This is a genomic window from Kitasatospora sp. NPDC127060 (assembly GCF_042724935.1).
Taxonomy (GTDB): domain Bacteria; phylum Actinomycetota; class Actinomycetes; order Streptomycetales; family Streptomycetaceae; genus Kitasatospora.
This window is the reverse complement of record NZ_JBHXEG010000003.1, coordinates 133,694-159,180: the sequence shown is the minus strand read 5'-3', so window position 1 is coordinate 159,180 and position 25,487 is coordinate 133,694. Positions and strand designations below refer to the sequence as shown.

General features: G+C 73.0%; 13 protein-coding genes. 9 read left to right on the top strand and 4 right to left on the bottom strand.

Going from position 1 to position 25,487, the window contains the following annotated elements:
- Positions 1 to 103: 103 nt before the first annotated feature.
- Entirely contained in the window at positions 104 to 1,333 is a 1,230-nt protein-coding gene (locus tag ACFWIS_RS03710) for an Ig-like domain-containing protein (RefSeq protein ID WP_380523467.1), read from the bottom strand.
- Positions 1,334 to 1,526: 193 nt separating this feature from the next.
- Here ACFWIS_RS03710 and glgX point away from each other — a divergent pair, with 193 nt between their 5' ends.
- Positions 1,527 to 3,734, top strand: a complete 2,208-nt coding sequence (gene glgX, locus ACFWIS_RS03705) for a glycogen debranching protein GlgX (protein WP_380459217.1) — start codon at positions 1,527 to 1,529, stop codon at positions 3,732 to 3,734.
- Positions 3,735 to 3,773: 39 nt separating this feature from the next.
- Here glgX and ACFWIS_RS03700 read toward each other — a convergent pair whose 3' ends face one another.
- The gene (locus tag ACFWIS_RS03700; protein ID WP_380459219.1) at positions 3,774 to 5,207 is read right to left on the bottom strand and encodes a family 2B encapsulin nanocompartment shell protein; all 1,434 of its coding nucleotides are present in this window, start codon (positions 5,205 to 5,207) and stop codon (positions 3,774 to 3,776) included.
- A gap of 292 nt (positions 5,208 to 5,499) precedes the next feature.
- Here ACFWIS_RS03700 and ACFWIS_RS03695 point away from each other — a divergent pair, with 292 nt between their 5' ends.
- Together ACFWIS_RS03695 and ACFWIS_RS03690 are read left to right on the top strand one after the other, a co-directional pair.
- Positions 5,500 to 7,329, top strand: a complete 1,830-nt coding sequence (locus ACFWIS_RS03695; protein ID WP_380459222.1) for an ABC transporter ATP-binding protein — start codon at positions 5,500 to 5,502, stop codon at positions 7,327 to 7,329.
- The gene (locus tag ACFWIS_RS03690) at positions 7,326 to 9,194 is read left to right on the top strand and encodes an ABC transporter ATP-binding protein (protein ID WP_380459224.1); all 1,869 of its coding nucleotides are present in this window, start codon (positions 7,326 to 7,328) and stop codon (positions 9,192 to 9,194) included. Before ACFWIS_RS03695 ends, ACFWIS_RS03690 begins: the two co-directional genes overlap by 4 nt.
- Before the next feature lie 96 nt (positions 9,195 to 9,290).
- Here ACFWIS_RS03690 and ACFWIS_RS03685 read toward each other — a convergent pair whose 3' ends face one another.
- Positions 9,291 to 10,190, bottom strand: coding sequence for a hypothetical protein (locus ACFWIS_RS03685; RefSeq protein WP_380459227.1), 900 nt, complete (start codon positions 10,188 to 10,190; stop codon positions 9,291 to 9,293).
- 90 nt (positions 10,191 to 10,280) lie between these two features.
- Positions 10,281 to 12,977: an alpha-glucan family phosphorylase gene (glgP, locus tag ACFWIS_RS03680; RefSeq protein ID WP_380459230.1), complete on the bottom strand. Its 2,697-nt coding sequence runs from the start codon at positions 12,975 to 12,977 to the stop codon at positions 10,281 to 10,283.
- 1,086 nt (positions 12,978 to 14,063) lie between these two features.
- On the opposite strand from glgP, the gene ACFWIS_RS03675 reads away from it, so the two are divergent.
- From ACFWIS_RS03675 to ACFWIS_RS03650, 6 genes are all read left to right on the top strand, one after another.
- On the top strand, positions 14,064 to 16,019 hold the full coding sequence (locus ACFWIS_RS03675; RefSeq protein ID WP_380459248.1) for an alpha-1,4-glucan--maltose-1-phosphate maltosyltransferase: 1,956 nt from the start codon (positions 14,064 to 14,066) through the stop codon (positions 16,017 to 16,019).
- Complete coding sequence (gene treS, locus ACFWIS_RS03670) at positions 16,016 to 17,740, top strand: maltose alpha-D-glucosyltransferase (protein WP_380459232.1); 1,725 nt, start codon at positions 16,016 to 16,018, stop codon at positions 17,738 to 17,740. Before ACFWIS_RS03675 ends, treS begins: the two co-directional genes overlap by 4 nt.
- 253 nt (positions 17,741 to 17,993) lie before the next feature.
- Positions 17,994 to 19,484 carry a phosphotransferase gene (locus ACFWIS_RS03665; protein ID WP_380459235.1) on the top strand — a complete coding sequence of 497 codons (1,491 nt, stop codon included), beginning with the start codon at positions 17,994 to 17,996 and terminating at the stop codon, positions 19,482 to 19,484.
- Between the two features lie 61 nt (positions 19,485 to 19,545).
- Complete coding sequence (gene glgB, locus ACFWIS_RS03660) at positions 19,546 to 21,882, top strand: 1,4-alpha-glucan branching protein GlgB (protein WP_380459238.1); 2,337 nt, start codon at positions 19,546 to 19,548, stop codon at positions 21,880 to 21,882.
- Positions 21,883 to 22,031: 149 nt separating this feature from the next.
- The gene (gene pta, locus ACFWIS_RS03655) at positions 22,032 to 24,194 is read left to right on the top strand and encodes a phosphate acetyltransferase (RefSeq protein WP_380459241.1); all 2,163 of its coding nucleotides are present in this window, start codon (positions 22,032 to 22,034) and stop codon (positions 24,192 to 24,194) included.
- The gene (locus ACFWIS_RS03650; protein WP_380459244.1) at positions 24,191 to 25,414 is read left to right on the top strand and encodes an acetate kinase; all 1,224 of its coding nucleotides are present in this window, start codon (positions 24,191 to 24,193) and stop codon (positions 25,412 to 25,414) included. Before pta ends, ACFWIS_RS03650 begins: the two co-directional genes overlap by 4 nt.
- Positions 25,415 to 25,487: the final 73 nt, after the last annotated feature.

Genomic DNA, 25,487 nt, shown 5'->3' with positions numbered 1-25,487 from the left:
CTTTCGCGCCGGGCCCCGACGCGTCGGAGCAGGATAGCTGGGCCGTCTGAGTGAATTCCGGGGGGAGTGGGGTGGAGCCCGCGTGAACCGGGCGTGAAGGCGGCTACCGCAGGGCGCTCCCGGCCACCCACTGGTCCCACGGGACGTTCCAGCCGTTCAGCCCGTTCGACGGCGGCACGAAGTCCCCCGCCGAGGCCCGTACCTCCAGCACGTCCCCCGGGACGGTGTGCTCGAACAACCAGCCCGCCGGGGTGTCCTTGCCGGTGCCGCCCTTGGTGTCGGCCAGCCCGATGCAGCCGTGGCTGGTGTTGGCGGTGCCGAACACCCCGGGGTCGGCCCAGTAGTTGCCGTGCAGGAAGGTGCCGGAGGTGGTCAGCCGCATCGCGTGCGGGACGTCCTTGATGTCGTACTCGTCGCCCATGCCGACGGTCTGCGAGTTCATCCGGGTCAGCTTGTACTTCTCCGACACCACCATCACCCCCCGGTAGGTGGAGTGGTCGGGGCTGCCGCCGGACACCTTGAGCACCCGCAGCACCTTGCCGCCCTGCCCGGCCCGGACGGTCAGGGTGTGCGCGTCGAGGTCCACGGTGGACACCTGCGCCCGGCCCACCGTGAAGTGCAGGTCCCGGCTCTGGCTGCCGAACTCCCCGGGCGCGCCCTGGACGTCCTTCAGCCGCAGCGCCACCGTCACCCTGGTACCGGCCGCCCAGTACTGCTGCGGACGGAAGTCCAGCCGCTGGTTGCCGAACCAGTGCGCCGCCACCGGCACCGGCGGGTCCGCGCCGACCTGGACCGCCCGCTCCACCGCAGCCCGGTCGGTGATCGGTCGGCTGAACCGCAGCGAGACCGGCATCCCGACCCCGACCGTGGAACCGTCCTCCGGGGTGAAGAACGCCACGAAGGTGTGCGCCCGGGCCACCGTGGAGAACGCCGAGTGCTGGGCCGCCCGCTGCCCCTGGTCGTCCTCGGCGACCGCGTCCACCGTGAAGGCCGTCCCGAGCGGCAGCGGCCCGTCCGGCGACCAGCCGGTACCGTCCGCGCTGATCGCCCCCGGCAGCTCCGCCCCCTTCGCGTCCGCCAGCCGCACGGACACCAGCCGCCCCTGGGCCACGGTCACCCGCACCGGCCCCTCCGGCGGCTCGTCCTGCGCCCCGTCCGCGGGCACCGCGGTCAGCACCGCCCGGGACGGCGGCGCGGGCGCGGTGCGCGGACCACCCGGCACGGCGTCCCCCGCCGCCCCGCCCGGGGCCCCGCCCCCGCACCCGCTGAGCACGGCCAGACAGCACACCGCCGCCGCCACCCGCCGCGCCCACGTCCCCACTCGGCGCCGCATCCCGGGGCCTCCCACTGTTCACGTCCGATGCGCCCGGCACAACGAGACGCGGCCCGACGGGGACACGCCGAACGCCTCGGAATCCACCCCGCCACCCTCCGGCAAGCCCCCGTTCAGCCGCTTCCCCCCGCCACAATCCGGGAAAGAGAAGGTGAACGGGGTCCGGGACACCCCGTCCAGGGAGGACACGACCATGGCGTCAGGGCAGGAGCTGGAAGCCGGGGCACGGCCGAACGGCGGCCCGCACACCGCCGAACCACCGTGGCCCGGCAGCTGGCAGCCACTCGGCGCCCGCTTCCGGACGGACCAGCGCGGCGGCCCCGGCACCAACTTCGCACTCTGGGCGGCCGGCGCCGAGGCCGTCGACCTGTGCCTGTTCGACGAGGACGGCCGGGAGCAGCGGCACCACCTCACCGAGCAGGACTTCCAGATCTGGCACGGCTTCCTGCCCGGCGTGCGCCCCGGCACCCGCTACGGCTTCCGGGTGCACGGCCGCTGGGACCCGTGGACGGGCGCCCGCTGGAACCCGGCGAAGCTGCTGCTCGACCCGTACGCCCGCGCCGTCGACGGCTCTTACACCTCCCACGACGCGGCCTGCTCGGCCGTTCGCAACTGGCCCGAGGCCGACGTCGCCGACACCGTCCGGGACAACCGGGACTCCGCCCCCTACGTGCCCAGATCCGTGGTCGTCCACGACGACGACGACTGGTACGACGACCACCGCCCGAAGACCCCGTGGGCCGAGACGGTGCTCTACGAACTCCACGTGCGCGGCTTCACCATGCGCCACCCCGACATCCCGCCGCGGCTGCGCGGCACCTACGCGGGCCTGGCCCACCCCGCCGCGATCGCCCACCTCACCCGCCTCGGGGTGACGGCCGTCGAGCTGCTGCCGGTGCACCAGTACGCCAGCGAGGACCACCTCCAGGCCCGCGGCCTGGTCAACTACTGGGGCTACAACACCATCGGCTACTTCGCCCCGCACGCCGGCTACTCCGCCTCGGGCTCACGCGGCGGCCAGGTCGGCGAGTTCAAGCGGATGGTCCGCGCCCTGCACGCCGCCGGGATCGAGGTGATCCTCGACGTCGTGTTCAACCACACCGCCGAGGGCGCCGAGCTGGGCCCGGCGCTGTCGCTGCGCGGCATCGACAACGCCGCCTACTACCGCCTCGCCCCGCACCGCCCGCGGAGCTACGCCGACTACACCGGCTGCGGCAACACCCTGGACACCCGCCGCCCGCAGGTGGTCCGGCTGATCACCGACTCACTGCGCTACTGGGTCACCGAGATGGGCGTGGACGGCTTCCGCTTCGACCTGGCGACCGCCCTGGCCCGCGGCTCGGACGGCGTCGACATGGACCACCCGTTCCTCGCCGCGGTCTCCCAGGACCCCCTGTTGAGCCGGGTGAAGCTGATCGCCGAGCCCTGGGACGTCGGCCCGGGCGGCTACCGGGTCGGCGGCTTCCCGCCGCTGTGGGCCGAGTGGAACGACCGCTACCGCGACACCGTACGGGACTTCTGGCGCGGCGCCCGCCCGGACGTCCGCGAGCTCGGCTACCGGCTGTCCGGCTCCTCCGACCTCTACCAGGGCGCCGGCCGCCGCCCGTACGCCTCCGTCAACTACGTGACCGCGCACGACGGTTTCACCCTGCGCGACCTGGTCTCCTACGACCGCAAGCACAACGAGGCCAACGGCGAGGCCAACCGGGACGGCACCGACGACAACCGCTCCTGGAACCACGGCACCGAGGGCGAGACCACCGACCCGGAGGTCAACGCCCTGCGGCTGCGCCAACTGCGCAACCTGATGGCCACGTTGCTGCTCTCCGCGGGCGTCCCGATGATCACCGCCGGGGACGAGCTGGGCCGCACCCAGGGCGGCAACAACAACGCCTACTGCCAGGACGGCGAGCTGAGCTGGCTGGACTGGTCGCTGCTGGAGCAGCCCGGCTGGCGGGAGCTGTGCGAGCTGACCGGCCGGCTGGTCCGGCTGCGCCGGGCCCACCCGGTGCTGCGCCGGCGGGCGTTCTTCTCCGGCCGGGCCGCCGTCCCCGGCGGACAGCCGGACCTCGCCTGGTTCACCCCGCTCGGCAAGGAGATGACCGAGGCGGACTGGTACGCCCCGACGGCCTGCCTGGGCATGCTGCTGTCCGGCACCGCGATGTCGGAACGGGACGACACCGGGCGCCCGTTGGCCGACGACAGCTTCCTGCTACTGCTCAACGCGGGCCACGAACCGGCCGTGTTCACCCTGCCCGGGGAGCCCTGGGCCGAGCCGGAGGCCGCCTGGGAGACGGTGCTGGACACGGCCGCCGCGGGCACGGGCGAGCCGTACCCGCGGGGCGCGGTGGTGCTGGGCGGGCGCTCGCTGCAGCTGCTGCGCGCCCCCGCCCACACCTAGCGGGCCGGCCGCCCGCGCCTGGGCCCTGCCCCCGGGACCTCAGCCGCGGGCGTGCCCGACCTCGACGTTCTCCAGGACACCGATCGCGTCCGGCACCAGCACCGCCGCCGAGTAGTAGGTGCTGACCAGGTAGGAGGCGATCGCCTTCTCGTCGATGCCCATGAAACGGACGTTCAGGCCCGGCTCGACCTCGTCCGGGATGCCGACCTGGGTCAGGCCGACCACGCCCTGGTTCTCCTCGCCGACGCGCATCGCGATGAACGAGGTGGTCTGGTCGGCCGCCACCGGGATCTTGCCGCAGGTGAAGATCGGCACCCCGCGCCAGACCGGCCGCTGCTTGCCGAGGACGTCGACCGTGCCCGGGTAGATGCCGCGCTTGTTGCACTCCCGCTCGAAGGCGGCGACGGCCCGCGGGTGGGCGAACAGGTAGTCGGTGTCACGGCGCATGGCGAGCAGCTCGTCCAGGTCGTCCGGGGTGGGCGCGCCGGAGTGGGTCTGGATCCGCTGGTCGAAGTCGGCGTTGGCGAGCAGGCCGAACTCCGGGTTGTTGACGAGCTCGTGCTCCTGCCGCTCGCGCAGCGCCTCGATGGTCAGCCGCAGCTGCTCCTCGGTCTGGTTCATCGGCTTGTTGTAGAGGTCGGCGACCCGGGTGTGGACCCTGAGGACGGTCTGGGCGACGCTCAACTCGTACTCGCGCGGCTCCGGTTCGTAGTCCACGAAGGCGCCGGGCAGCTCGAACTCGCCCTCGTGGCCGGCCGAGAGGTCGATCTCCGCCTCGCCGTGGGCGTTCTGCGCCTGGGCCGCGTCGGCGGCGAAGCCCAGCAGCTGCTCGCGCAGCGTCGCGGAGCGGTCGATCAGGTCCTGCAGCCGCGAGGCGTTCAGCGTCAGCGCGACGCCGGCGGTGGCGGCCTTCACGGTGTACGACCAGGTGCCGCCGGGCTCGGTGATCACCTCGTCGCCGACGTGGTCGCCGTCCGCGAGGGTGCCGAGCACCGTCTGCTCGCCGTACTTGCCGGTGCCGATCCGGTCGACCTTGCCGTGCGCGACCAGGAGCACCTCCTCGATCGGCGCCCCCTCCTGCACCAGGACCTCGCCCGCGGCGAAGTCCCGCTGCACGAACCGGCCGGCCAGTTCGGTGAGCACCTCCTGGTCCTGGTAACCGCGCAGCGCCGGCACCTCCGCCAGCGAGGGGGCGATCACCGTCACGGTGGACCCGGTCTTCGCGAAGCCCACCCGGCCGCGCCCGGCCGCGTAGCTCAACCGCCGGTTGACCCGGTACGTACCGGCGCCGACCTGCACCCACGGCAGCGTCTTGAGCAGCCAGCGGGAGGTGATCTCCTGCATCTGCGGCTTCGACTTGGTCGTCGTCGCCAGATTGCGCGCGGCGGTCGTGCTGAGGCTGAGCTGGGCCCGCACCTGCACTCTCGCGGCCCCGGCACCGGGGCCGGGGGTGGGGCCGGTGTCGACCGTCATGTCCGCACTCCTGTCACTCGCATCTCCATGGACATCCGTCAGGAGATGTAATCGGCCGTTCGGCAGGCGCTCGCAAGAGGCGCCCGGCGCACTCCTTCCTGCACGAACGGATCCGCGCGCCCCCTTCGACTCGGGGCTGCTGTTCGCCCGCTCGCCTCCGGGGCGCCTGTGGCCCGGTGCCGACGGTCGGCGGGCGCCGCGCCCGGCCGGGTGGCCGGTTCTCGCCGGACGCCGCCGACAGGGGCGAAAAACCGGATGAGAAGTGACGGTCTCTCTGCCTACCCTCACCGCGATGGCCGAGAACAGACAAGACGCCGACCGCCCGACCGGAAGCCACCGCTCCACGGTCCGCTCACTGCTGCGCCTGTGGCCGTACGCCCGGGCCGTGCGCGGTCGGCTGGTCGTCTCGGTGACGGCCGCCTCGCTCGCCATGATGAGCACCCTCGCCGTCCCGGTGGTGCTCGGCCGGATCGTCGACGGCCCGCTCGCCCGGCACGACCTCGACGCGCTCTGGCCGCCGGTCGGCCTGCTGCTGCTCCTCGGTCTGGTCGAGGCCGCACTGTTCTACACCCGCCGGGTGGTCCTGTCCCGCCCCCTGGGCCGGCTGGAGGCGGCCATGCGCGCCGACCTCTACGCCAAGCTCCAGCGGCTGCCGGTCGCCTTCCACGACCGCTGGGGCTCCGGCCAGATGCTCTCCCGGGCCACCACCGACATGAACGCCATGCGGCTCTTCCTGGCCTTCCCGCTGGTGTTCCTGGTCGTCAACTCGGTGACGTTCCTGGCCGGCACCCTGCTGATGTTCGCCCAGGACTGGCGACTCGCCCTGATCGTGCTGCTGCCGGCCGCGCCGCTACTGGTGCTCACCCGGCGCTTCGAGGCCGGCTACTCGGTCACCGCCCGGCTCGCCCAGGACCAGAACGGCGACCTCGCCACCGTGGTCGAGGAGTCCGTCCTCGGCATCCGCATCCTCAAGGCCTTCGGCCGGCACCGCTCGATGGCCGAGCACTTCCGCGAACAGTCCCACCGGCTGCGCCGCACCGAACTGCGCAAGGCCCACCAGCTCGCCAACCTGTGGGCGGTCATCGTCGGCCTGCCGGAGATCGCCCTCGGCTGCGCCCTGGCCGTCGGCGCCTACCTGGTCGCCCACGACGAGCTGAGCGCCGGCACCCTGGTGGCCTTCCTGTCCACCGCGCTCGCCCTGCGCTGGCCGGTCGAGTCGCTCGGCTGGCTGCTGGCCTACGCCAACGAGGCCGCCACCGCCACCGACCGGTTCTTCGAGGTCATCGACGAACCCGAGCCCGAGGACGCGCCCGCCGCGCCCACCGCGCCCCCTGCGGGCACCCCGGACGGCATCCGCTTCACCGGCGTCCGGTTCCGCTACCCCGACGCCCCCGACGGCACCCCCGACCTGCTGGCCGGCATCGACCTGCACATCCGCAGCGGCGAGACGATGGCCCTGGTCGGCGCCACCGGCAGCGGCAAGACGACGCTCACCGCGCTGCTCCCCCGGCTGTACGAGACCACCGGCGGCCGGATCACCCTGGACGGCCGGGACATCGCCGGACTGCCCCGGGAGGAGCTGCGCCGGCTGGTCTCGGTCGCCTTCGAGGAACCCACCCTGTTCTCCGCCACCGTCCGGGAGAACGTCCTGATGGGCGCCCCCGGCGCGGACGACCGGCAGCTGACCGCCGCCCTCGCCACCGCCCAGGCCGACTTCGTCGAGCGGCTCCCGGCCGGGGTGGGGACCGAGGTCGGCGAGCAGGGCCTGAGCCTGTCCGGCGGGCAGCGCCAGCGCCTCGCCCTGGCCCGCGCGGTGGTCGGCGACCCGCCCTTCCTGGTGCTGGACGACCCGCTGTCCGCCCTGGACGTGCACACCGAGGCGCTGGTCGAGCGGGCGCTGCGCGAGGTGCTGGGCAGCACCACCGCGCTGGTGGTCGCCCACCGCCCCAGCACCGTGCTGCTCGCCGACCGGGTCGCGGTGCTCGCGGACGGCCGGATCGCGGCCGTCGGCACCCACCAGGAACTGCTGCGGGACTGCCCGCACTACCGCGAACTGATGTCGGGCGAGGCCGCCCTCGTACCCGAGGGCCCCTTCGTCGCCGAGAAGGAGCCCACCCGATGACCACCACCGTCGAGTCCGCCGGAGCGGAGTCGCTCGGCGCGGGGCCCGCCGGGGCGGAGCCCGCCGAGGAGGAGCTGCCCCCGCCCCCCGCCGACGAGGAGGACATCCCCGTCCCGCCCGGCGCGCCGCGGGCGCTGCTGCGCTCGCTGCTCGGCGCGCACCGGGCCCGGATCGCCGTCGCGATGGTGGTGATCCTGGTCCAGCAGGCCGCCCTGCAGTCCGGCCCGCTGCTGGTCGCGGTGGCGATGGACCGCGGCATCCCGGCGCTGCGCTCGCACGACTCCGGTCCGCTGGTCGCGGTGGTGGCCGGCTACCTGTTCTGCGCGCTGCTCAGCCCGGTGCTGCAGTGGACGTTCATCAAGATCAGCGCCCGGGTGAACCAGGACGTCCTGCTGGACCTGCGCGGCCGGATCTTCCGGCACGCCCAGCGGCTCAGCCTGGACTTCCACGAGCGCTACACCTCGGGCCGGATCATCTCCCGGGCCACCAGTGACATCGACGCGCTGCGCGAGCTGCTCTCCGAGGGCCTCCAGGAACTGCTGACCGTCTTCCTGTCGGTCTGCTACATCTCGGTGCTGCTGGTGGTGCTGGACTGGCGGCTCGGCCTGGCCTCGCTGGTGGCCTTCCTGCCGCTGGCCCTGATCGCCCACTCGTTCCGCACCCGCTCCCGGCGGGTCTACCGCCGCTCGCGGACGGCCGCCGCCTCGATGATCGTGCGCTTCACCGAGACCATGAACGGCATCCGCCCGGTGCAGGCCTTCCGCCGCGAGCAGGCCAACGACGCCGCCTTCGGGGTGGTCAACCGGCAGTCCTCCACCGCCAACGCGGAGGGCTTCCTGGAACTCGCCCGGTACGTCGGGCTGTCCCGGGCCACCGCCAACGTCTGGTTCACCGGCATCGTGCTGCTGGGCGCCTGGCTGGTCGCCGACGACGCGCTGGAACTGGGCGTGCTGACCGCCTTCGCGCTCTACCTGCGCCGCCTGTTCGACCCGCTCGACCAGCTGGCGATGTTCCTGAACAGCTACCAGGCCGCCGCCGCGGCCCTGGAGAAGATCGCCGGCCTGCTCGCCCACGAGCCGACCGTCGCCGAGCCGGCCGAGCCGGTGGAGCTGCCGCAGGCCGCGGGGAAGGGCCGCGAGGTCTCCTTCGAAGCGACGCGCTTCGCCTACCGCACCGGCAAGGAGGTGCTGCCGCCCTTCGACCTGCTGATCCCGGCCGGGCAGACGGTCGCGGTGGTCGGGGCGACCGGCGCCGGCAAGTCGACGGTCGCCAAGCTGCTGGCCCGTTTCTACGACCCGACCGAGGGCCGGATCCGGCTGGACGGCGTGGACCTGCGCGACCTCGCCACCCCGGACCTGCGGCGCGGGGTGGTGATGGTGACCCAGGAGTCCTTCCTGTTCTCCGGCACCGTCGCCGAGAACATCGCGATCGGCCGCCCGGGCGCCACCCGCGCCGAGGTCGAGCAGGCCACCCGGGACATCGGCGCGTACGAGTTCATCGCCGCGCTCCCGGACGGCTTCGACACCGACGTGCGCAAGCGCGGCGGCCGGATCTCGGCCGGTCAGCGCCAGCTGGTCGCCTTCGCCCGCGCCCTGCTGGCCGACCCGGCCGTGCTGATCCTGGACGAGGCGACCAGCTCGCTGGACGTGCCCGGCGAGCAGGCCGTGCAGCGGGCGATGCGCACGGTGCTGGCCGGCCGCACCGCGATGATCATCGCCCACCGGCTCTCCACCGTGGAGATCGCCGACCGGGTGCTGGTGATGGACCAGGGCCGGATCGTCGAGGACGGCTCCCCGCAGCAGCTGATCGACGGCGCGGGGCGTTTCGCCACCCTGCATCGTGCCTGGCGGGACAGCCTGGTGTAGAACTCCCCCAGTGGTGCCCGTCCAGGAAGCCCCACAGTTGTGCCCGTCCGGGTGCGCCGTCACGCACCCGGGCGGGCATCCTCTTTTCCGGACCGGTCAGTCCACGGTCACCACGTAGTCGGTGTGCCAGTCGGGCGACGGGCAGTCCTCCTGCGCGGCCACCACGTCCAGCGTCCCGCCCGGCAGCACCTGCCCGGCGACGACCGAGGAGTCGATCACCACGGCCGGGTCGATGAAGACCGCGTTCTCGAACCGCGGCCCGACCCCGTAGTGACAGGCCAGCGTGCGCGGCCCGGTGGCGGTGCAGTTGTACGGCGGCGTGCCGGTGAGGGTGGTGTGCTCGGGCACGGTGATCGCCACGTCGATCGGGTGGGTCGAGTACGAGGGGCCCGCGTTGTACACCCACAGCGGCAGGTTGACGGTCGCCCCGGGCTTGCCGGTGAGGTCGCCCGGCTGCGGGACCGGGTGCCCGGCCTGCCAGGCCGAGGAGGCCCCCACCATGAAGTGGGCCCTGGTGTCGGCGGTGGTGAAGCTGTACGGGGTGGTGTGGCCGGACTGGTCCGGGTCACCGGGGTAGAAGACCTGGACGTCGCCGCTGACGGTGGTGAACGGCGAGGTGATCGGCGCGACGTGCAGCGCCAGCCGCTCGACCGAGGTCGCTCCCGGCGCCAGCCCGGCCGGGACGGTGTACGAGCTGCCGGTGCCGAAGTACGTCAGGGTGACGGCCGGGTCGGCCGACTGCACCACGCCCGGCGACGGGAGGTGCACCACCACCAGGGTGTCGTCGGTGGTGGTGGCCGGCCCCCGGTTGGTGACCTTGACCTCCAGGGTGCCGTTCTCGCCCGGGACGACCGGGTCCTGCGGCGGGCAGATCTCCAGGGACAGCCGCGCGGTCGCCGGTGGCGCCGCGAGGGGGGCGGTGGCGGCCTGGGCCGGCCACGCCAGGAGGAGCACGGAGAGCGCGGCCAGGGCGGCCGAGCGCACGGTTCGCATCATGACCATCACGCTCCCCCCGGCCGACACGCGGGGCAACCGGATGACTGCCGTCCGTAGCACGCCCGGACGGCAGTCGTCCCGTTCGGGGGCTCAGCGCAGCAGCCCGGCGTCCATCCCGTTGGACTCGGCCGGGAGGGCGACCAGCCCGAGTTCGGCCGGCGAGGCCAGCCGGGGGTGCGCCGGCAGCACCCGCACGGTGTAGCCGAACGGGCCGGTGCGGGAGAGCTCCAGCGAGCCCTCGTAGCGGGTGCGGCCGTCCAGGTCCGGGCCGCCGACCGGCTTGAGGGCGAGCACCGCGGCGTCCGAGATGCCGTCCGTCTCGTCCACCCGGCCGGAGACCACCTGCACTTCGACGTCGCCCGGCTCCAGCGGGCCGAGCGCGACCTGCACCCGCAGCGCCAGCGAGCTGCCCAGCTCCTGGGCCTCGGCCGGGCAGTCGGCCTCGACGTGCTCGACCCGCACGGCCGACCAGCCCTCCCGGACCTTGGCCTTCCACACCGCCAGGTCCCGGGCGCCGGTCGCTCGGCCGCTCGCCTCCGCTCGGGGCGGGACCGCGACCGCCAGCTCGCGCTGGGCCAGCGCCGCCGGGGCGTACAGCCGTTCGACGTACTCGCGGACCATCCGCCCGGCCAGCACCTTGGGCCCGAGGGTGACCAGGGTGTGCCGGACCATGGCGATCCAGCGGTGCGGCAGCCCGTCGTCGCCCCGGTCGTAGAACCGGCCGGCCACCTGCTCCTCGATCAGGTCGTACAGTGCGGCGGCCTCGATGTCGTCGCGCCGCTCGGCCTCGCTGCTCTCCGGGTCCAGCACGCCGGCGCCCTCGTCGGCGGTGGGGATCGCCCAGCCGTTCTGGCCGTCGTACCACTCGTCCCACCAGCCGTCCAGGACGGACAGGTTGAGGCAGCCGTTGAGCGCGGCCTTCATCCCGGAGGTGCCGCAGGCCTCCAGCGGGCGCAGCGGGTTGTTCAGCCAGACGTCGCAGCCCGGGTAGAGGTGCCGGGCCATCGCCATGTCGTAGTCCGGCAGGAAGACGATCCGGTGGCGCACCGTCGGGTCGTCGGCGAAGGCGACCATCTGCTGGATCAGCCGCTTGCCGCCGTCGTCGGCCGGGTGGGCCTTGCCGGCGACCACGATCTGCACCGGCCGGGTGGGGTGCAGCAGCAGGGCGCGCAGCCGGGCCGGGTCGCGCAGCATCAGGGTGAGCCGCTTGTACGAGGGCACCCGGCGGGCGAAGCCGATGGTGAGCACGTCGGGGTCGAGCACCGAGGAGACCCAGCCGAGTTCGGCCTCGCCGGCCCCGCGCTGGCGCCAGGAGGCGCGCAGCCGGCGGCGGGCCTCGTCCACCAGCTGGGCCCGCAGGCTGCGGCGCAGGTCCCAGATCTCGGTGTTGCCGATCCGCTCCAGGCCGGTCCAGCGCTGGGTCTCGCCGGTGGTCATCGCCTCCTCGGCGCGTTCGACGCCGATCTCGGCGGCGCCCAGGCGCACCACGGCCGGGTCGATCCAGGTGGCGGCGTGCACCCCGTTGGTGACCGAGGTGATCGGCACCTCGGCGGGGTCGAAGCCGGGCCACAGGCCGTTGAACATCGAGCGGCTGACCTCGCCGTGCAGGGTGGAGACCCCGTTGGCGCGCTGGGCCAGCCGCAGGCCCATGGCGGCCATGTTGAAGAGCTTCGGGTCCCCGCCGCGCCAGGTCTCGGCGCCGAGCGCGAGCACCGGCTCGACCGGGACGCCGGGCAGCGCGGCGTCGCCGCCGAAGTGCCGGGCGACCAGCTCGCGGTCGAAGCGGTCGATGCCGGCCGGGACGGGTGTGTGGGTGGTGAACACGGTGCCGGCCCGGACGGACTCCAGGGCGGCGGCGAAGTCCAGCCCTGCCGCCCGGTCGGCGACGAGTTCGCGGATCCGCTCGACGCCGAGGAAGCCGGCGTGGCCCTCGTTGGTGTGGAAGACCTCCGGGGCGGGGTGCCCGGTGAGCCGGCAGTAGGCGCGCACGGCCCGGACGCCGCCGATGCCCAGCAGCATCTCCTGGAGCAGCCGGTGCTCGCTGCCGCCGCCGTAGAGCCGGTCGGTGACGTCGCGCTCGGCGGGCGAGTTGGCCTCGATGTCGGAGTCGAGCAGCAGCAGCGGGACCCGCCCGACCTGGGCCTTCCAGATGTGCGCGGCCAGGGTGCGGCCGCCGGGCAGTGCGAGGTCGACCCGGCTGGGCGTTCCGTCGGCCTCCCGGAGCAGGCTGACGGCCAGTTCGTCCGGGTCCAGCAGGGGGTAGCGCTCCTGCTGCCAGCCGTCCCGGTCCAGGGACTGCCGGAAGTAGCCGTGCCGGTAGAAGAGTCCGACGCCGATGACCGGCACGCCGAGGTCGCTGGCGGCCTTGAGGTGGTCGCCCGCCAGGATGCCGAGGCCGCCGGAGTACTGGGGCAGCGCGGCGGCGATGCCGTACTCGGGCGAGAAGTAGGCGATGGCGGCGGGCGGCGGGGCGGCTCCGGCGCCGTCCTGCTGGGCCTGGTACCAGCGCGGGCCGGTGAGGTACTCGCGCAGGTCGTCGGCGAGGTCGCCGAGTCTGCGCAGGAACCGCCGGTCGGCGGCGAGGGCTGCGAGCCGGGCGGCCGGGACCTCCCCGAGCAGCCGCACCGGGTCCTCCCCGGTCGCGGCCCAGACCTCCGGGTCCACGGACCGGAAGAGGTCCCTGGTCTCGGGGTGCCAGGACCAGCGCAGGTTGAGGGCCAGCTCGTGCAACGGCTGGAGTTGTTCGGGCAGGACGGTGCGGACGGTGAATCTGCGGATTGCCTTCACAGCGGTGAAGCGTAGCCTCGCCGATCCTCCTGACTACGGGTCAAGCGGACTATTGGGCATCCGTTCGGCCTATTGATGAGATCGCATTCGGCGCATTGGTCTGCACGGGGGGCGCGCGAGGCGCACATTCCGGGGCGCCGCGCTACCAATGCGTGAACTCCGCGGAACAGATCGATTTCCGGCGGCTCATCCCCTCCGACAAAACCCGAAACTACTGTCGTACCGCTGCGAAAACCTTGTCCCCGGTGCGAGGATGACCGAAGGTCGTTGATGCCGCGGGGACCACGACGGCGGGTGGCGTCCCCCCGTGGAGCAGCACGTCCGGATCCTTTTCGCGTTGGTCCTTCCCCTTCTCCTTAGCCCGTTCGGCGCTCACCGCGCACCGACGCGTGTCCTCGCGCCCGGTCGGCTCGTTCACGGGTCGACCGGGCCGCCCAGGGGCGTGCCCCCGGAGGCGTGCGCCGGGACGCGCACGGGTTCCGGGGCGCCCCGCCACCGGTTCGGCGGGCGCCGGGCAGGTTGCCGGGGACAGCGACGCGGGCAGGCTCCGGTCGCACGTCCACCCCACCCAGCAGTCCTCCCGGTACTCCCCCGGCCCGACCCCCCTCCGGCCCGCGGGGAGCTGCCGCTGATCTCGGGCAGGAGTTTGGCATGCACGGCGACACGCGGGACCAGTCCACACCGGTGGCCGACACCGTCGACCCAGCGGTCGCGGAATCCGCCGGACGGATGGATTCTGACACTCGGACAGACCCGGCGATGCCGTCGCCCCGGGTGTCCGGGGCGGTCCGTACCGAATCCTCCGAACCCCAGGCCTCCACCGCACAGGCCGCCCACGCGCAGGTCGCCACCGCGCAGGTCGCCACCGAACCGCCCACCACCGCGGCCCGGAAACCCGGGGCCGAGGAGGGCCCGGCGGCACCGCGCCGGCGCACCACCACCACGCGCCGCAGCACCGCGAAGGCCACCGCCGAGACCGCCCCCGCGGACACCGCCGCGAAGCCCGCCCGCCGGGCCCCCGCGCGCACGACCGCCGCCAAGACCGCCGCCAAGCCCTCCGCCCGCAAGACGACAGAGAGCGACACCGTGATCGGCCGCATCCCCGTCCTGGACGTCAGCCCCCAGATCGACGCCGGCCGCCGCCCGGCCAAGGCCGTCGTCGGCGAGACCTTCCTGGTCACCGCGACGGTCTTCCGCGAGGGCCACGACGCCGTCAACGCCAACGTGGTGCTGCGCGACCCGCGCGGCCGCAGCGGCCCCTGGACGCCGATGCGCGAGCTGGCCGAGGGCACCGACCGCTGGGGGGCGCGCATCACCCCGACCGCGCCCGGCCGCTGGTCGTACCTGGTGGAGGCGTGGAGCGACCCGATCGCCACCTGGCGGAAGACCGCCGCGGTGAAGCTGCCGGCCGGAATCGACACCGCGCTGGTGCTGGAGGAGGGCGCCCGGCTGCTGGAGCAGGCCGCCGCCGGGGTGCCGAAGAAGGACGGCCGGGCGCACGTGCTGGCCGCCGCCGACGCGCTGCGCGACCCGGGGCTGCCGCCGCTGTCCCGGCTGGCCGCCGCGCTCGCCCCCGAGGTGCTGGAGCTGTTGGCCCGCCACCCGCTGCGCGAGCTGCTCAGCGCCTCCCGCCCGCTGCCGCTGCAGGTGGACCGCGAGCGCGCGCTGTTCGGGTCCTGGTACGAGTTCTTCCCCCGTTCGGAGGGGGCGGTGCTGGACCCGAACGGGGTCGAGCCCCCGCGTTCGGGCACCCTGCGCACCGCTGCCGAGCGGCTGCCGGCGATCGCCGCGATGGACTTCGACGTGGTCTACCTGCCGCCGGTGCACCCGATCGGCCGAGCCTTCCGCAAGGGCCCGGACAACACCCTGACGGCCGGTCCGCACGACGTCGGCTCGCCCTGGGCGATCGGCTCGCCCGAGGGCGGCCACGACGCCGTCCACCCGGACCTCGGCACCATCGAGGACTTCGACCACTTCGTCGCCGAGGCCAAGGCGCTGCACCTGGAGGTGGCGCTGGACTTCGCCCTCCAGTGCTCCCCCGACCACCCGTGGGTGAACAAGCACCCGGAATGGTTCAGCCACCGCGCCGACGGCACCATCGCGTACGCCGAGAACCCGCCGAAGAAGTACCAGGACATCTATCCGGTCAACTTCGATCAGGACATGGACGGAATCGTCAAGGAAACCGTCCGGATCCTCCGGTTCTGGATGTCGCACGGCGTGCGGATCTTCCGGGTCGACAATCCCCACACCAAACCGGTGGTGTTCTGGGACAAGGTGCTCGGCGACATCGCCCGCACCGACCCCGACGTGGTGTTCCTGGCGGAGGCGTTCACCCGCCCGGCGATGATGCACACCCTGGCGAAGATCGGTTTCCACCAGTCGTACACGTACTTCACCTGGCGCAACACCAAGAACGAACTCACCGAGTACCTCACCGAACTCACCGGCGACGCGGCCGCCTACATGCGCCCCAACTTCTTCGCCAACACACCGGACATCCTGCACGCCTTCCTCCAGAACGGCGGCCGCGCCGCCTTCGCGATCCGCGCCGTGCTCGCCGCCACCCTCTCCCCCAGCTACGGCGTCTACGCCGGCTACGAGCTGGCCGAGAACGAGCCGGCCCACCCGGGCTCCGAGGAGTACCTCCACTCCGAGAAGTACGAGCTGCGCCCCCGCGACTGGAACCGCACCGACACCCTCGCCCCGCTGCTCACCGTGCTGAACCGGCTGCGCCGGCGCCACCCCGCCCTGCAGCAGCTGCGCGACCTGCGCTTCCACCCCACCGACAACGAGCAGGTGCTCGCCTACTCCAAGACCGCGACCACCCCCGAGGGCCTGACCGACCGCGTGATCACGGTGGTCAACCTCGACCCGCACCACGTCCAGGAGGCCACCGTCACGCTCGACGACGACGGGCCCCACGCGGTGCACGACGAGCTCACCGGCGCCGTCTACACCTGGGGCCGGCACAACTACGTCCGGCTCGATCCCTCAGCCGAGCCGGCTCACCTCCTCACGGTTCGGAGGAACCCCACGTGACAGTGAACGAGCCCGTCCCCGACACCTTCCCGGAGACCTCGAAGAAGAACCTGGACCCGGAGTGGTTCAAACGTGCGGTCTTCTACGAGGTGCTGGTGCGGTCCTTCCAGGACAGCAACGGCGACGGGGTCGGGGACCTCAAGGGGCTCACGGCCAAGCTCGACTACCTGCAGTGGCTCGGCGTCGACTGCCTCTGGCTCCCGCCCTTCTTCGCCTCGCCGCTGCGCGACGGCGGCTACGACGTCGCCGACTACAAGTCGGTGCTGCCGGAGTTCGGCGACATCGCCGACTTCATGGAGTTCACCGACGCCGCCCACGCCCGCGGCATGCGCGTGATCATCGACTTCGTCATGAACCACACCAGCGACCAGCACCCGTGGTTCCAGGCGTCCCGGGCCGACCCGGACGGGCCGTACGGCGACTTCTACATGTGGGCCGACGACGACAAGCAGTACCCGGACGCCCGGATCATCTTCGTCGACACCGAGACCTCCAACTGGACCTACGACCCGGTCCGCAAGCAGTACTACTGGCACCGGTTCTTCTCCCACCAGCCGGACCTCAACTACGACAACCCCCGCGTCCAGGACGAGATGATCGCCGGGCTGCGGTTCTGGCTCGACCTCGGCATCGACGGCTTCCGGCTGGACGCGGTGCCGTACCTGTTCGCCCGCGAGGGCACCAACTGCGAGAACCTCCCGGAGACCCACGAGTTCCTCAAGCGGCTCCGCAAGGAGATCGACGCCGACTACCCGGACACCGTGCTGCTCGCCGAGGCCAACCAGTGGCCGGAGGACGTGGTCGACTACTTCGGCGACTTCACCGCGGGCGGCGACGAGTGCCACATGGCGTTCCACTTCCCGGTGATGCCGCGGATCTTCATGGCCGTGCGCCGGGAGTCCCGGTACCCGGTGTCGGAGATCCTCGCCAAGACCCCGCGGATCCCCGGCGGCTGCCAGTGGGGCATCTTCCTGCGCAACCACGACGAGCTGACCCTGGAGATGGTCACCGACGAGGAGCGCGACTACATGTACGCGGAGTACGCCAAGGACCCCCGGATGCGCGCCAACGTGGGCATCCGCCGCCGGCTCGCCCCGCTGCTGGAGAACGACCGCAACCAGATCGAGCTGTTCACCGCCCTGCTGCTCTCCCTGCCCGGCTCGCCGGTGCTCTACTACGGGGACGAGATCGGCATGGGCGACAACATCTGGCTGGGCGACCGGGACGGCGTGCGCACGCCGATGCAGTGGACCCCGGACCGCAACGCGGGTTTCTCCTCCGCCGACCCGGGCAGGCTCAGTCTGCCGCCCATCATGGACCCGGTGTACGGCTACCAGGTGACCAACGTCGAAGCGCAGCAGAGCAGTTCGAGTTCACTGCTGCACTGGACGCGTCGCATGATCGAGATCCGCAAGCTCAACCCGGCGTTCGGCCTGGGCACCTACACCGAACTGCCGTCCAGCAACCCCGCCGTGCTGGCCTTCGTGCGCGAGTACGAGGGGGACCTGGTCATGTGCGTGAACAACTTCTCTCGGTTCGCACAGCCGACCGAGCTGGACCTGCGGCAGTACGGCGGGCGGTACCCGGTCGAGCTGATCGGCGGGGTGCGCTTCCCGTCGATCGGCGAGTGGCCCTACCTGCTCACGCTCGCCGGGCACGGCTTCTACTGGTTCCAGCTCCGGCAGCCCCCGCGCCTGAGCGGGACCAGGCGATCGAAGTAACGATCCGCCGCACCCTGCCACCCGCGGCCCGCACAGCACCACCAGACCCTCCGGGGGCGCGAGTTGACCCCCGCGCCCCCGGAGTTCTCTGCACCACCGCGTACGGAGAACAGCCCAACGGCTACCCACACGAAGGCGTGACACCCGAGCCGTGCTCGCGTGCCGCGACCGCCGCGCCGCCGAAATCCGGAAGACTGACGGACCCCGGCCACGACCCGTCGGGCCGTCCGTGTGCTTCCGGGGAAAGGGAGTCATGTCCGAAACCTCCCGTTCTCAAGCCCATGTGCAGCACGACGCCCCGGCCGGCTCAGCCGCGCACCCGGGCGCGCGGGGCACCGGGGCCCGGAGAACCGCCCTGGGGGTCAGCGAACTCATCCAGGCGGCCCTGCCGCTGATCGCCGAGTGGCTCCCCACCCAGCGCTGGTACGCCGGGAAGGGGCGCCCCATCACCGGACTCGTCCCGGCGGTCTGCACCCCGCTGCAGGTCGGCGACCCGGCCCTGCTGCACCTGCTGCTGCGCGTCGAGCACGCCACCACGGCCGGCCTCCCGCACGGCGACACCTACCAACTCCTGCTCGGCGTCCGCTCCCAGGGCCCCGCGGACATCGAACCCGGTGCCGTCCTCGGCCGGCTCAGCCAGGGCCCGTACGACGGCGCCACCCTCTACGACGCGGTGCACGACCCCGAACTCACCGGGCGGCTGCTGGAACACCTGGCCACCGGCGACCGGTTCGGCTCGCTGTCCTTCCGCCGCACCCCCGGCTCCGGACTGCCCGCCAACCTCCCCGGCCGCGCCTCCACCGCCGAGCAGTCCAACAGCTCCGTCATCTACGGCACCTCGTACATCCTCAAGCTGTTCCGGCGCATCCACCCCGGCACCAACCCCGACCTGGAACTCTCGCTCGCCCTCTCCAGGGCCGGCTCCACCCGCATCCCCCGGGTCGCCGCCTGGTTCGAGAGCCGGATGGAACGCGCCGAACCCGCCACCCTCGGACTGCTCCAGCGCTACCTGCCGGACGCCGAGGACGGCTGGGAACTCGCCCTCGACCAGGTCGGCCGGCTCAAGGGCGACCGCTCCCCCGGGAACTTCGCCATCGAGGCCCACCGGCTCGGCCGGGCCACCGCCGAGGTCCACCGGGTGCTCGCCCGCTCCATGCCCGTCGCCCGGCTCGACCGCACCCAGACCGGTCGGCTCGCCACCGCCATGGCCGACCGGCTGGACAGCGCCGTCGCCGCCGTCCCCGGACTGCTGCGCTTCCGGGCCGCCCTGCGCACCGCGTTCCAGCAGCTCGCCGACGCCCACCCGGACGGCCTGCCCGTCCAGCGCATCCACGGCGACCTCCACCTCGGCCAGGCCATGCGCACCCCGCACGGCTGGGTGCTGCTCGACTTCGAGGGCGAACCCGCCAAGTCCGTCAACGAACGGCGCGAACCCCAGCCCGCCCTGCGCGACGTCGCCGCCATGCTGCGCTCCTTCGACTACGCGGCCGCCCACCTGCTGGCCGGCGGCCCGGTCGACCCGGAACTCGCCCACCTCGCCGCCGCCTGGGCCCAGCGCAACCGCACCGCCTTCTGCGCCGGCTACACCGCCGGGGGCGGCGCCGACCCGGCGGCCTCACCCGAGCTGATGCGGGCGCTGGAGATCGACAAGGCGGTGTACGAGGTGGTCTACGAGGCCCGGCACCGGCCCAGCTGGCTGCCGATCCCGCTGGCCGCGATCAACCGGCTCGCCCTGTCCGTCTGACCACCCCGCCGAACCCCCGCCCGCCACGAGTTCGCCCACCCCGCCGCTGGAGGACCACGCCGTGACGCCGCCCGACCCGACCGGCCGCCCCACCCGCCCCGTTCCGGCCACCTTCCTGGCCGGGACCCCCGAACGGGGCGAGCCCCGGAAGGCCGCCGAGCCCGCTCCGCCGGGCGGCGTCCCGGCGGACACCCCCGTCGGGGCCCTGCGCCTCCCCGAGGCGCCGCTGCCCCCGGCCGAGGTGGACCGGCTGGTGAACGGCCAGCACCACGACCCGCACGCCCTACTCGGCGCCCACCCGGTGCACGGCGGCACGGCGATCCGGGTGCTGCGCCCGTTCGCCGAGCGGGTGGTGGTCGAGACCGCCCACGGGCCCGCCGAACTCACCCACCAGCAGGGCGGGTTGTTCACCGGACTGCTGGCGGGCGGCGAACTCCCCGACTACACCCTGCTGGTGGGCTACCCCGACGGCGAGCCCCTGCGCCAGCACGACGGCTACCGCGCCCGGCCCACCCTCGGCGAACTCGACCTCCACCTGATCTCCGAAGGCCGGCACGAGCAGCTGTGGCAGGCGCTCGGCTCCCACCTGCGCACCGTCGACGGCGTCGCCGGCACCGCCTTCGCGGTCTGGGCGCCGAACGCCGTCGGGGTCCGGCTCATCGGCGACTTCAACCACTGGAACGGCACCGGGCACCCGATGCGCTCGCTCGGCTCCTCCGGCATCTGGGAGCTGTTCGTCCCCGGCCTCGCCGAGGGCGCCACCTACAAGTACGAGATCCACACCCGGCAGGGCTGGGTGCTCGACAAGGCCGACCCGCTGGCCCGGGCCGCCCAGTGCCCGCCCGGCACCGCCTCCGTCGTCACCTCCTCCACGCACCGCTGGCAGGACGACGAGTGGATGGCCCGCCGGGCCCGCACCGCGCACCACCGCGCACCGATGTCGGTGTACGAGCTGCACCTGGCCTCCTGGCGGCCCGACCTCACCGACTACCGCGCCATCGCCGAGGAGCTCCCCCGCTACCTCAAGGAGTTGAACTTCACCCACGTGGAGTTCATGCCGGTGATGGAACACCCCTTCGGCGGCTCCTGGGGCTACCAGGTCTCCGGCTACTACGCCCCCACCGCCCGGCTCGGCAGCCCCGACGACTTCCGCCACCTGGTCGACACCCTGCACCAGCACGGCATCGGCGTGATCGTCGACTGGGTGCCCGCGCACTTCCCCAAGGACGACTTCGCGCTCGCCCGCTTCGACGGCGAACCGCTGTACGAGCCCGCCGATCCGCTGCGCGCCGAACACCCCGACTGGGGGACGCTGGAGTTCGACTACGGCCGCACCGAAGTCCGCAACTTCCTCGTCGCCAACGCCGTCTACTGGTGCGAGGAGTTCCACATCGACGGCCTGCGGGTCGACGCCGTCGCCTCGATGCTCTACCTCGACTACTCCCGCGAGGGCGGCGCCTGGACCCCCAACCAGCACGGCGGCCGGGAGAACCTGGACGCGGCCGCGTTCCTCCAGGAGATGAACGCCACCGTCTACCGGCGCTGCCCCGGCGTGATCACCATCGCCGAGGAGTCCACCGCCTGGGACGGCGTCACCCGCCCCACCGACGCCGGCGGCCTCGGCTTCGGCCTGAAGTGGAACATGGGCTGGATGCACGACTCGCTGGTCTACATGTCCAAGGAGCCGGTGCACCGCAAGTACCACCACAACGAGATCACCTTCTCGATGGTGTACGCCTACTCCGAGAACTACGTCCTGCCGATCTCCCACGACGAGGTCGTCCACGGCAAGCAGGCCCTGGTCTCCAAGATGCCCGGCGACTGGTGGCAGCAGCGCGCCAACCACCGCGCCTACCTGGGCTTCATGTGGTCCCACCCCGGCAAGCAACTGCTGTTCATGGGGCAGGAGTTCGCCCAGGGCGCCGAATGGGACCACGAGCAGGGCCCGCAGTGGTGGGTGCTCGACGAGCAGTGGCCCGCACATCGGGACCACCTCGGCGTGCGCCGCCTGGTCCGCGACCTCAACCGGATCTACCGGGACACCCCCGCCCTCTGGGAGCTCGACACCACCCCCGACGGCTTCCGCTGGCTCGACGGCGGCGCCGCCGAGGACAACCTGCTCTCCTTCGTCCGGTACGCCGCCGACGGCACCCCGCTGGTCGCCGTCTGCAACTTCTCCCCCGTCGTCCGCCACGGCCACCGGGTCGGCCTGCCCGCCCTGGACGGCCACGAACAGCTGTGGGAGGAACTGCTGAACACCGACGCCGAGACCTACGGGGGCAGCGGCACCGGCAACTCCCACCCGGTCAAGGCCGAAGCCGTCGAGTGGAACGGCCAGCCCCGCTCCGCCGAACTCGTCCTCCCCCCGCTCGCCACCCTCTGGCTCCGCCCGGCCTGAGCCCGCTCCTCCCGGGTGCCCGAACGGACGCCCGGGAGGACCTTCGTCCCTTGCCTCCCCGGCCGCCCTCTGCTCGCGGACGCCCGTTCGGGGTGCGAAGGTATGGTCGACATGACGACCTTCCGAGACGACGGGACGGAGACACCCACGTGGCGCGCAGCGTGTACGTGACCGGAATCGACCGGGGGGACGGCCGACAGGCGGTCGAGCTCGGGGTCATGGAACTGCTCACCCGCCAGGTGGACCGGGTCGGGGTGTTCCGTCCGCTGGTGCACGCGGCGGCGCCCGGGGGGCCGGGGTCGGACCACGTGGTGGAGCTGCTGCGCGGACGCTACCGGATCGAGCTGCCGAGCCAGGAGCTGTACGGGCTCACCTACGAGGAAGCCGCCGCGTTGCAGGCCGCCCAGGGGCAGGACGAGCTGGTCTCCGCGCTGGTGGACCGGTTCCGCGCACTGGAGCGGCGCTGCCAGGCGGTGCTGGTGCTCGGCACCGACTTCGCGGACACCAACATCCCGGACGAGCTGGCCTTCAACGCCCGGCTCGCCAACGAGTTCGGTGCCGCGGTACTGCCCGTGGTCGGCGGGCAGGGCAAGGAGGCGGAGGCGGTGATCGCCGAGGTGCGCAACGCCCACCGGGCGTACACCGACCTCGGCTGCGCGACCCTGGCGATGATCGCCAACCGGACCGCCCCGGCCGCCAAGCAGCGGATCCAGCGCACGCTCACCGAGAAGCTGCCGATCCCCGCCTACGTCATCCCGGAGGAGCCGGCGCTGGCCGCCCCGACCGTCGCCCAACTGGTCGAGTCGACCGGCGCCGAGGTGCTGCTCGGCGACGCGGCCGGCCTGGGCCGGGACGTCCGGGGCTTCGTCTTCGGCGGCGCCATGCTGCCCACCTTCCTGGACGCGCTGACCGAGGGCGCCCTCGTCGTCACCCCCGGGGACCGCGCCGACCTGGTGATCGGCTCGCTGGCCGCGCACGCGGCCGGTGCCCCGCCGATCGCCGGCGTGCTGCTGACCCTCGGCCAGCACCCCGGCCCCAACGTGATGGCGCTGGCCGCCCGGCTCGCCCCCGGCACCCCGGTCGCGGTCGTCCCCGAGGGCAGCTGGCCCACCGCCGCCACCCTGACCCACCTGGAGGGCAAGCTCACCGCGGCCAGCCCCCGGAAGGCCGAGATCGCCCTCGGCCTGTTCGAACTGCACGTGGACACCGTCGAGTTGACCAACCGGATCGAGGTCGGCCGGTCGGAGCGGGTGACCCCGATGATGTTCGAGCACGAGCTGCTGGAGCGGGCCCGGGCGGGCCGCCGGCACGTGGTGCTGCCGGAGGGCACCGAGGAGCGGGTGCTGCGCGCGGCCGAGATCCTGCTGCGCCGCAACATCTGCGACCTCACCCTGCTCGGCGAGGTCGACGCGGTGCGCCGCAAGGCCGCCGCCCTGGGCATCGTCCTCCCGCAGGACGGGCCGGGCGCCGACCGGGCCCAGGCGCGGATCGTCGACCCGGCCACCAGCCCGCTGCGGCGCCAGTTCGCCGAGCTGTACGCCCGGCTGCGGGCCCACAAGGGGATGACCGTCGAACTGGCCCTGGACGTGGTCACCGACGTCTCCTACTTCGGCACCCTGATGGTCCAGGAGGGCATCGCCGACGGCATGGTCTCCGGGGCGGTGCACTCCACCGCGGCGACCATCCGGCCCGCCTTCGAGGTGATCAAGACCTCGCCGGGCGCCTCGATCGTCTCCTCGGTCTTCTTCATGTGCCTGGCCGACAAGGTGCTGGTGTACGGCGACTGCGCGGTCAACCCGGACCCGGACGCCCAGCAGCTGGCCGACATCGCGATCCAGTCCGCCGCCACCGCCGCCCAGTTCGGGGTGGAGCCGCGGGTCGCGATGCTCTCGTACTCGACCGGCACCTCCGGCTCGGGCGCGGACGTCGACAAGGTCCGCAAGGCCACCGAGCTGGTCCGCGCGCTGCGGCCGGACATCCTGGTCGAGGGCCCGATCCAGTACGACGCGGCGGTGGACGCCCACGTCGCGGCGACCAAGCTGCCGGGCTCGCCGGTGGCCGGGCGGGCGACCGTGCTGATCTTCCCGGACCTCAACACCGGCAACAACACCTACAAGGCCGTCCAGCGCTCGGCCGGGGCGATCGCGGTCGGCCCGGTGCTGCAGGGGCTGCGCAAGCCCGTCAACGACCTCTCGCGCGGGGCGCTGGTGGAGGACATCGTCAACACCGTGGCGATCACCGCCATCCAGGCCCAGGACGACAGGAACGACAGGAACGACAGGAACGACAACGGCAAGGAGCCGCAGGCATGACCGCAGGGACCCGCGTCCTCGTTCTGAACGCCGGCTCCTCGTCGGTGAAGTACCAGCTGATCGACATGCTGGACGGCGCCCGGCTGGCCTCCGGCCTGGTCGAACGGATCGGCGAGGCCGGCGGCCGGCTGGTGCACACCCCGCGCGCCGGTGAGCGGCGCGAGCTGGTGCAGGCCTTCCCGGACCACTCGGCCGCGCTGAAGGCCGTCGCCGAGGAACTGTCCGCGGACGGCCTCGGGCTGGACTCCCCGGAGCTGGCCGCGATCGGCCACCGGGTGGTGCACGGCGGCAAGCGGTTCACCGAGCCGACCGTGATCACCGACGAGGTGCTGAAGGAGATCCGCCGACTGATCCCGGTCGCGCCGCTGCACAACCCGGCCAACATCACCGGCATCGAGGTGGCCCGCGCGCTGCGGCCGGACCTGCCGCAGGTGGCCGTGTTCGACACCGCCTTCCACGCCTCGATGCCCGAGTACTCGGCCCGCTACGCGATCGACAAGGCCGTCGCGGACGAGCACCGGGTGCGCCGCTACGGCTTCCACGGCACCTCGCACCAGTACGTCTCGCGGGCCACCGCCCGGCTGCTCGGCAAGGACCCGGCCGAGGTCAACGTGATCGTGCTGCACCTGGGCAACGGCGCCTCCGCCTCGGCGGTCAGCGGCGGCCGCTGCGTGGACACCTCGATGGGCCTGACCCCGCTGGAGGGCCTGGTCATGGGCACCCGTTCGGGTGACATCGACGCCGGCGTGGTGTTCCACCTGCACCGGGTCGGCGGCCTGTCCGTGGACGAGATCGACGACCTGCTCAACCGCCGCAGCGGCCTGCGCGGCCTGTGCGGCGAGAACGACATGCGTGAGATCATGCGCCGCGCCGACGAGGGGGACGCGGACGCGAAGCTCGCCTTCGACACGTACGTCCACCGGCTGCGCAAGTACATCGGTGGCTACTACGCGGTGCTCGGCCGGGTGGACGCGATCGCTTTCACCGCTGGCGTCGGCGAGAACGCGGCGCCGGTGCGCGCGGCGGCCACCGCGGGGCTGGAGGAGCTGGGCATCGCCGTGGACCCGGAGCTGAACTCGGTGCGCTCGGGCGGGGCCCGGATCATCTCGCCCGCGTTCTCCCGGGTGGCGGTCGCGGTGGTGCCCACCGACGAGGAGCTGGAGATCGCCCGGCAGGCCTTCGCCCTGGTGCACCGGGAGGGCGAGCTGTCCGAGGACTGACACGGAAATGTCTCGCCCCTCGGGATCCTTCGTCGGCGATTCCTCCCGGTCCGTGCCGAATGCACCTATAACA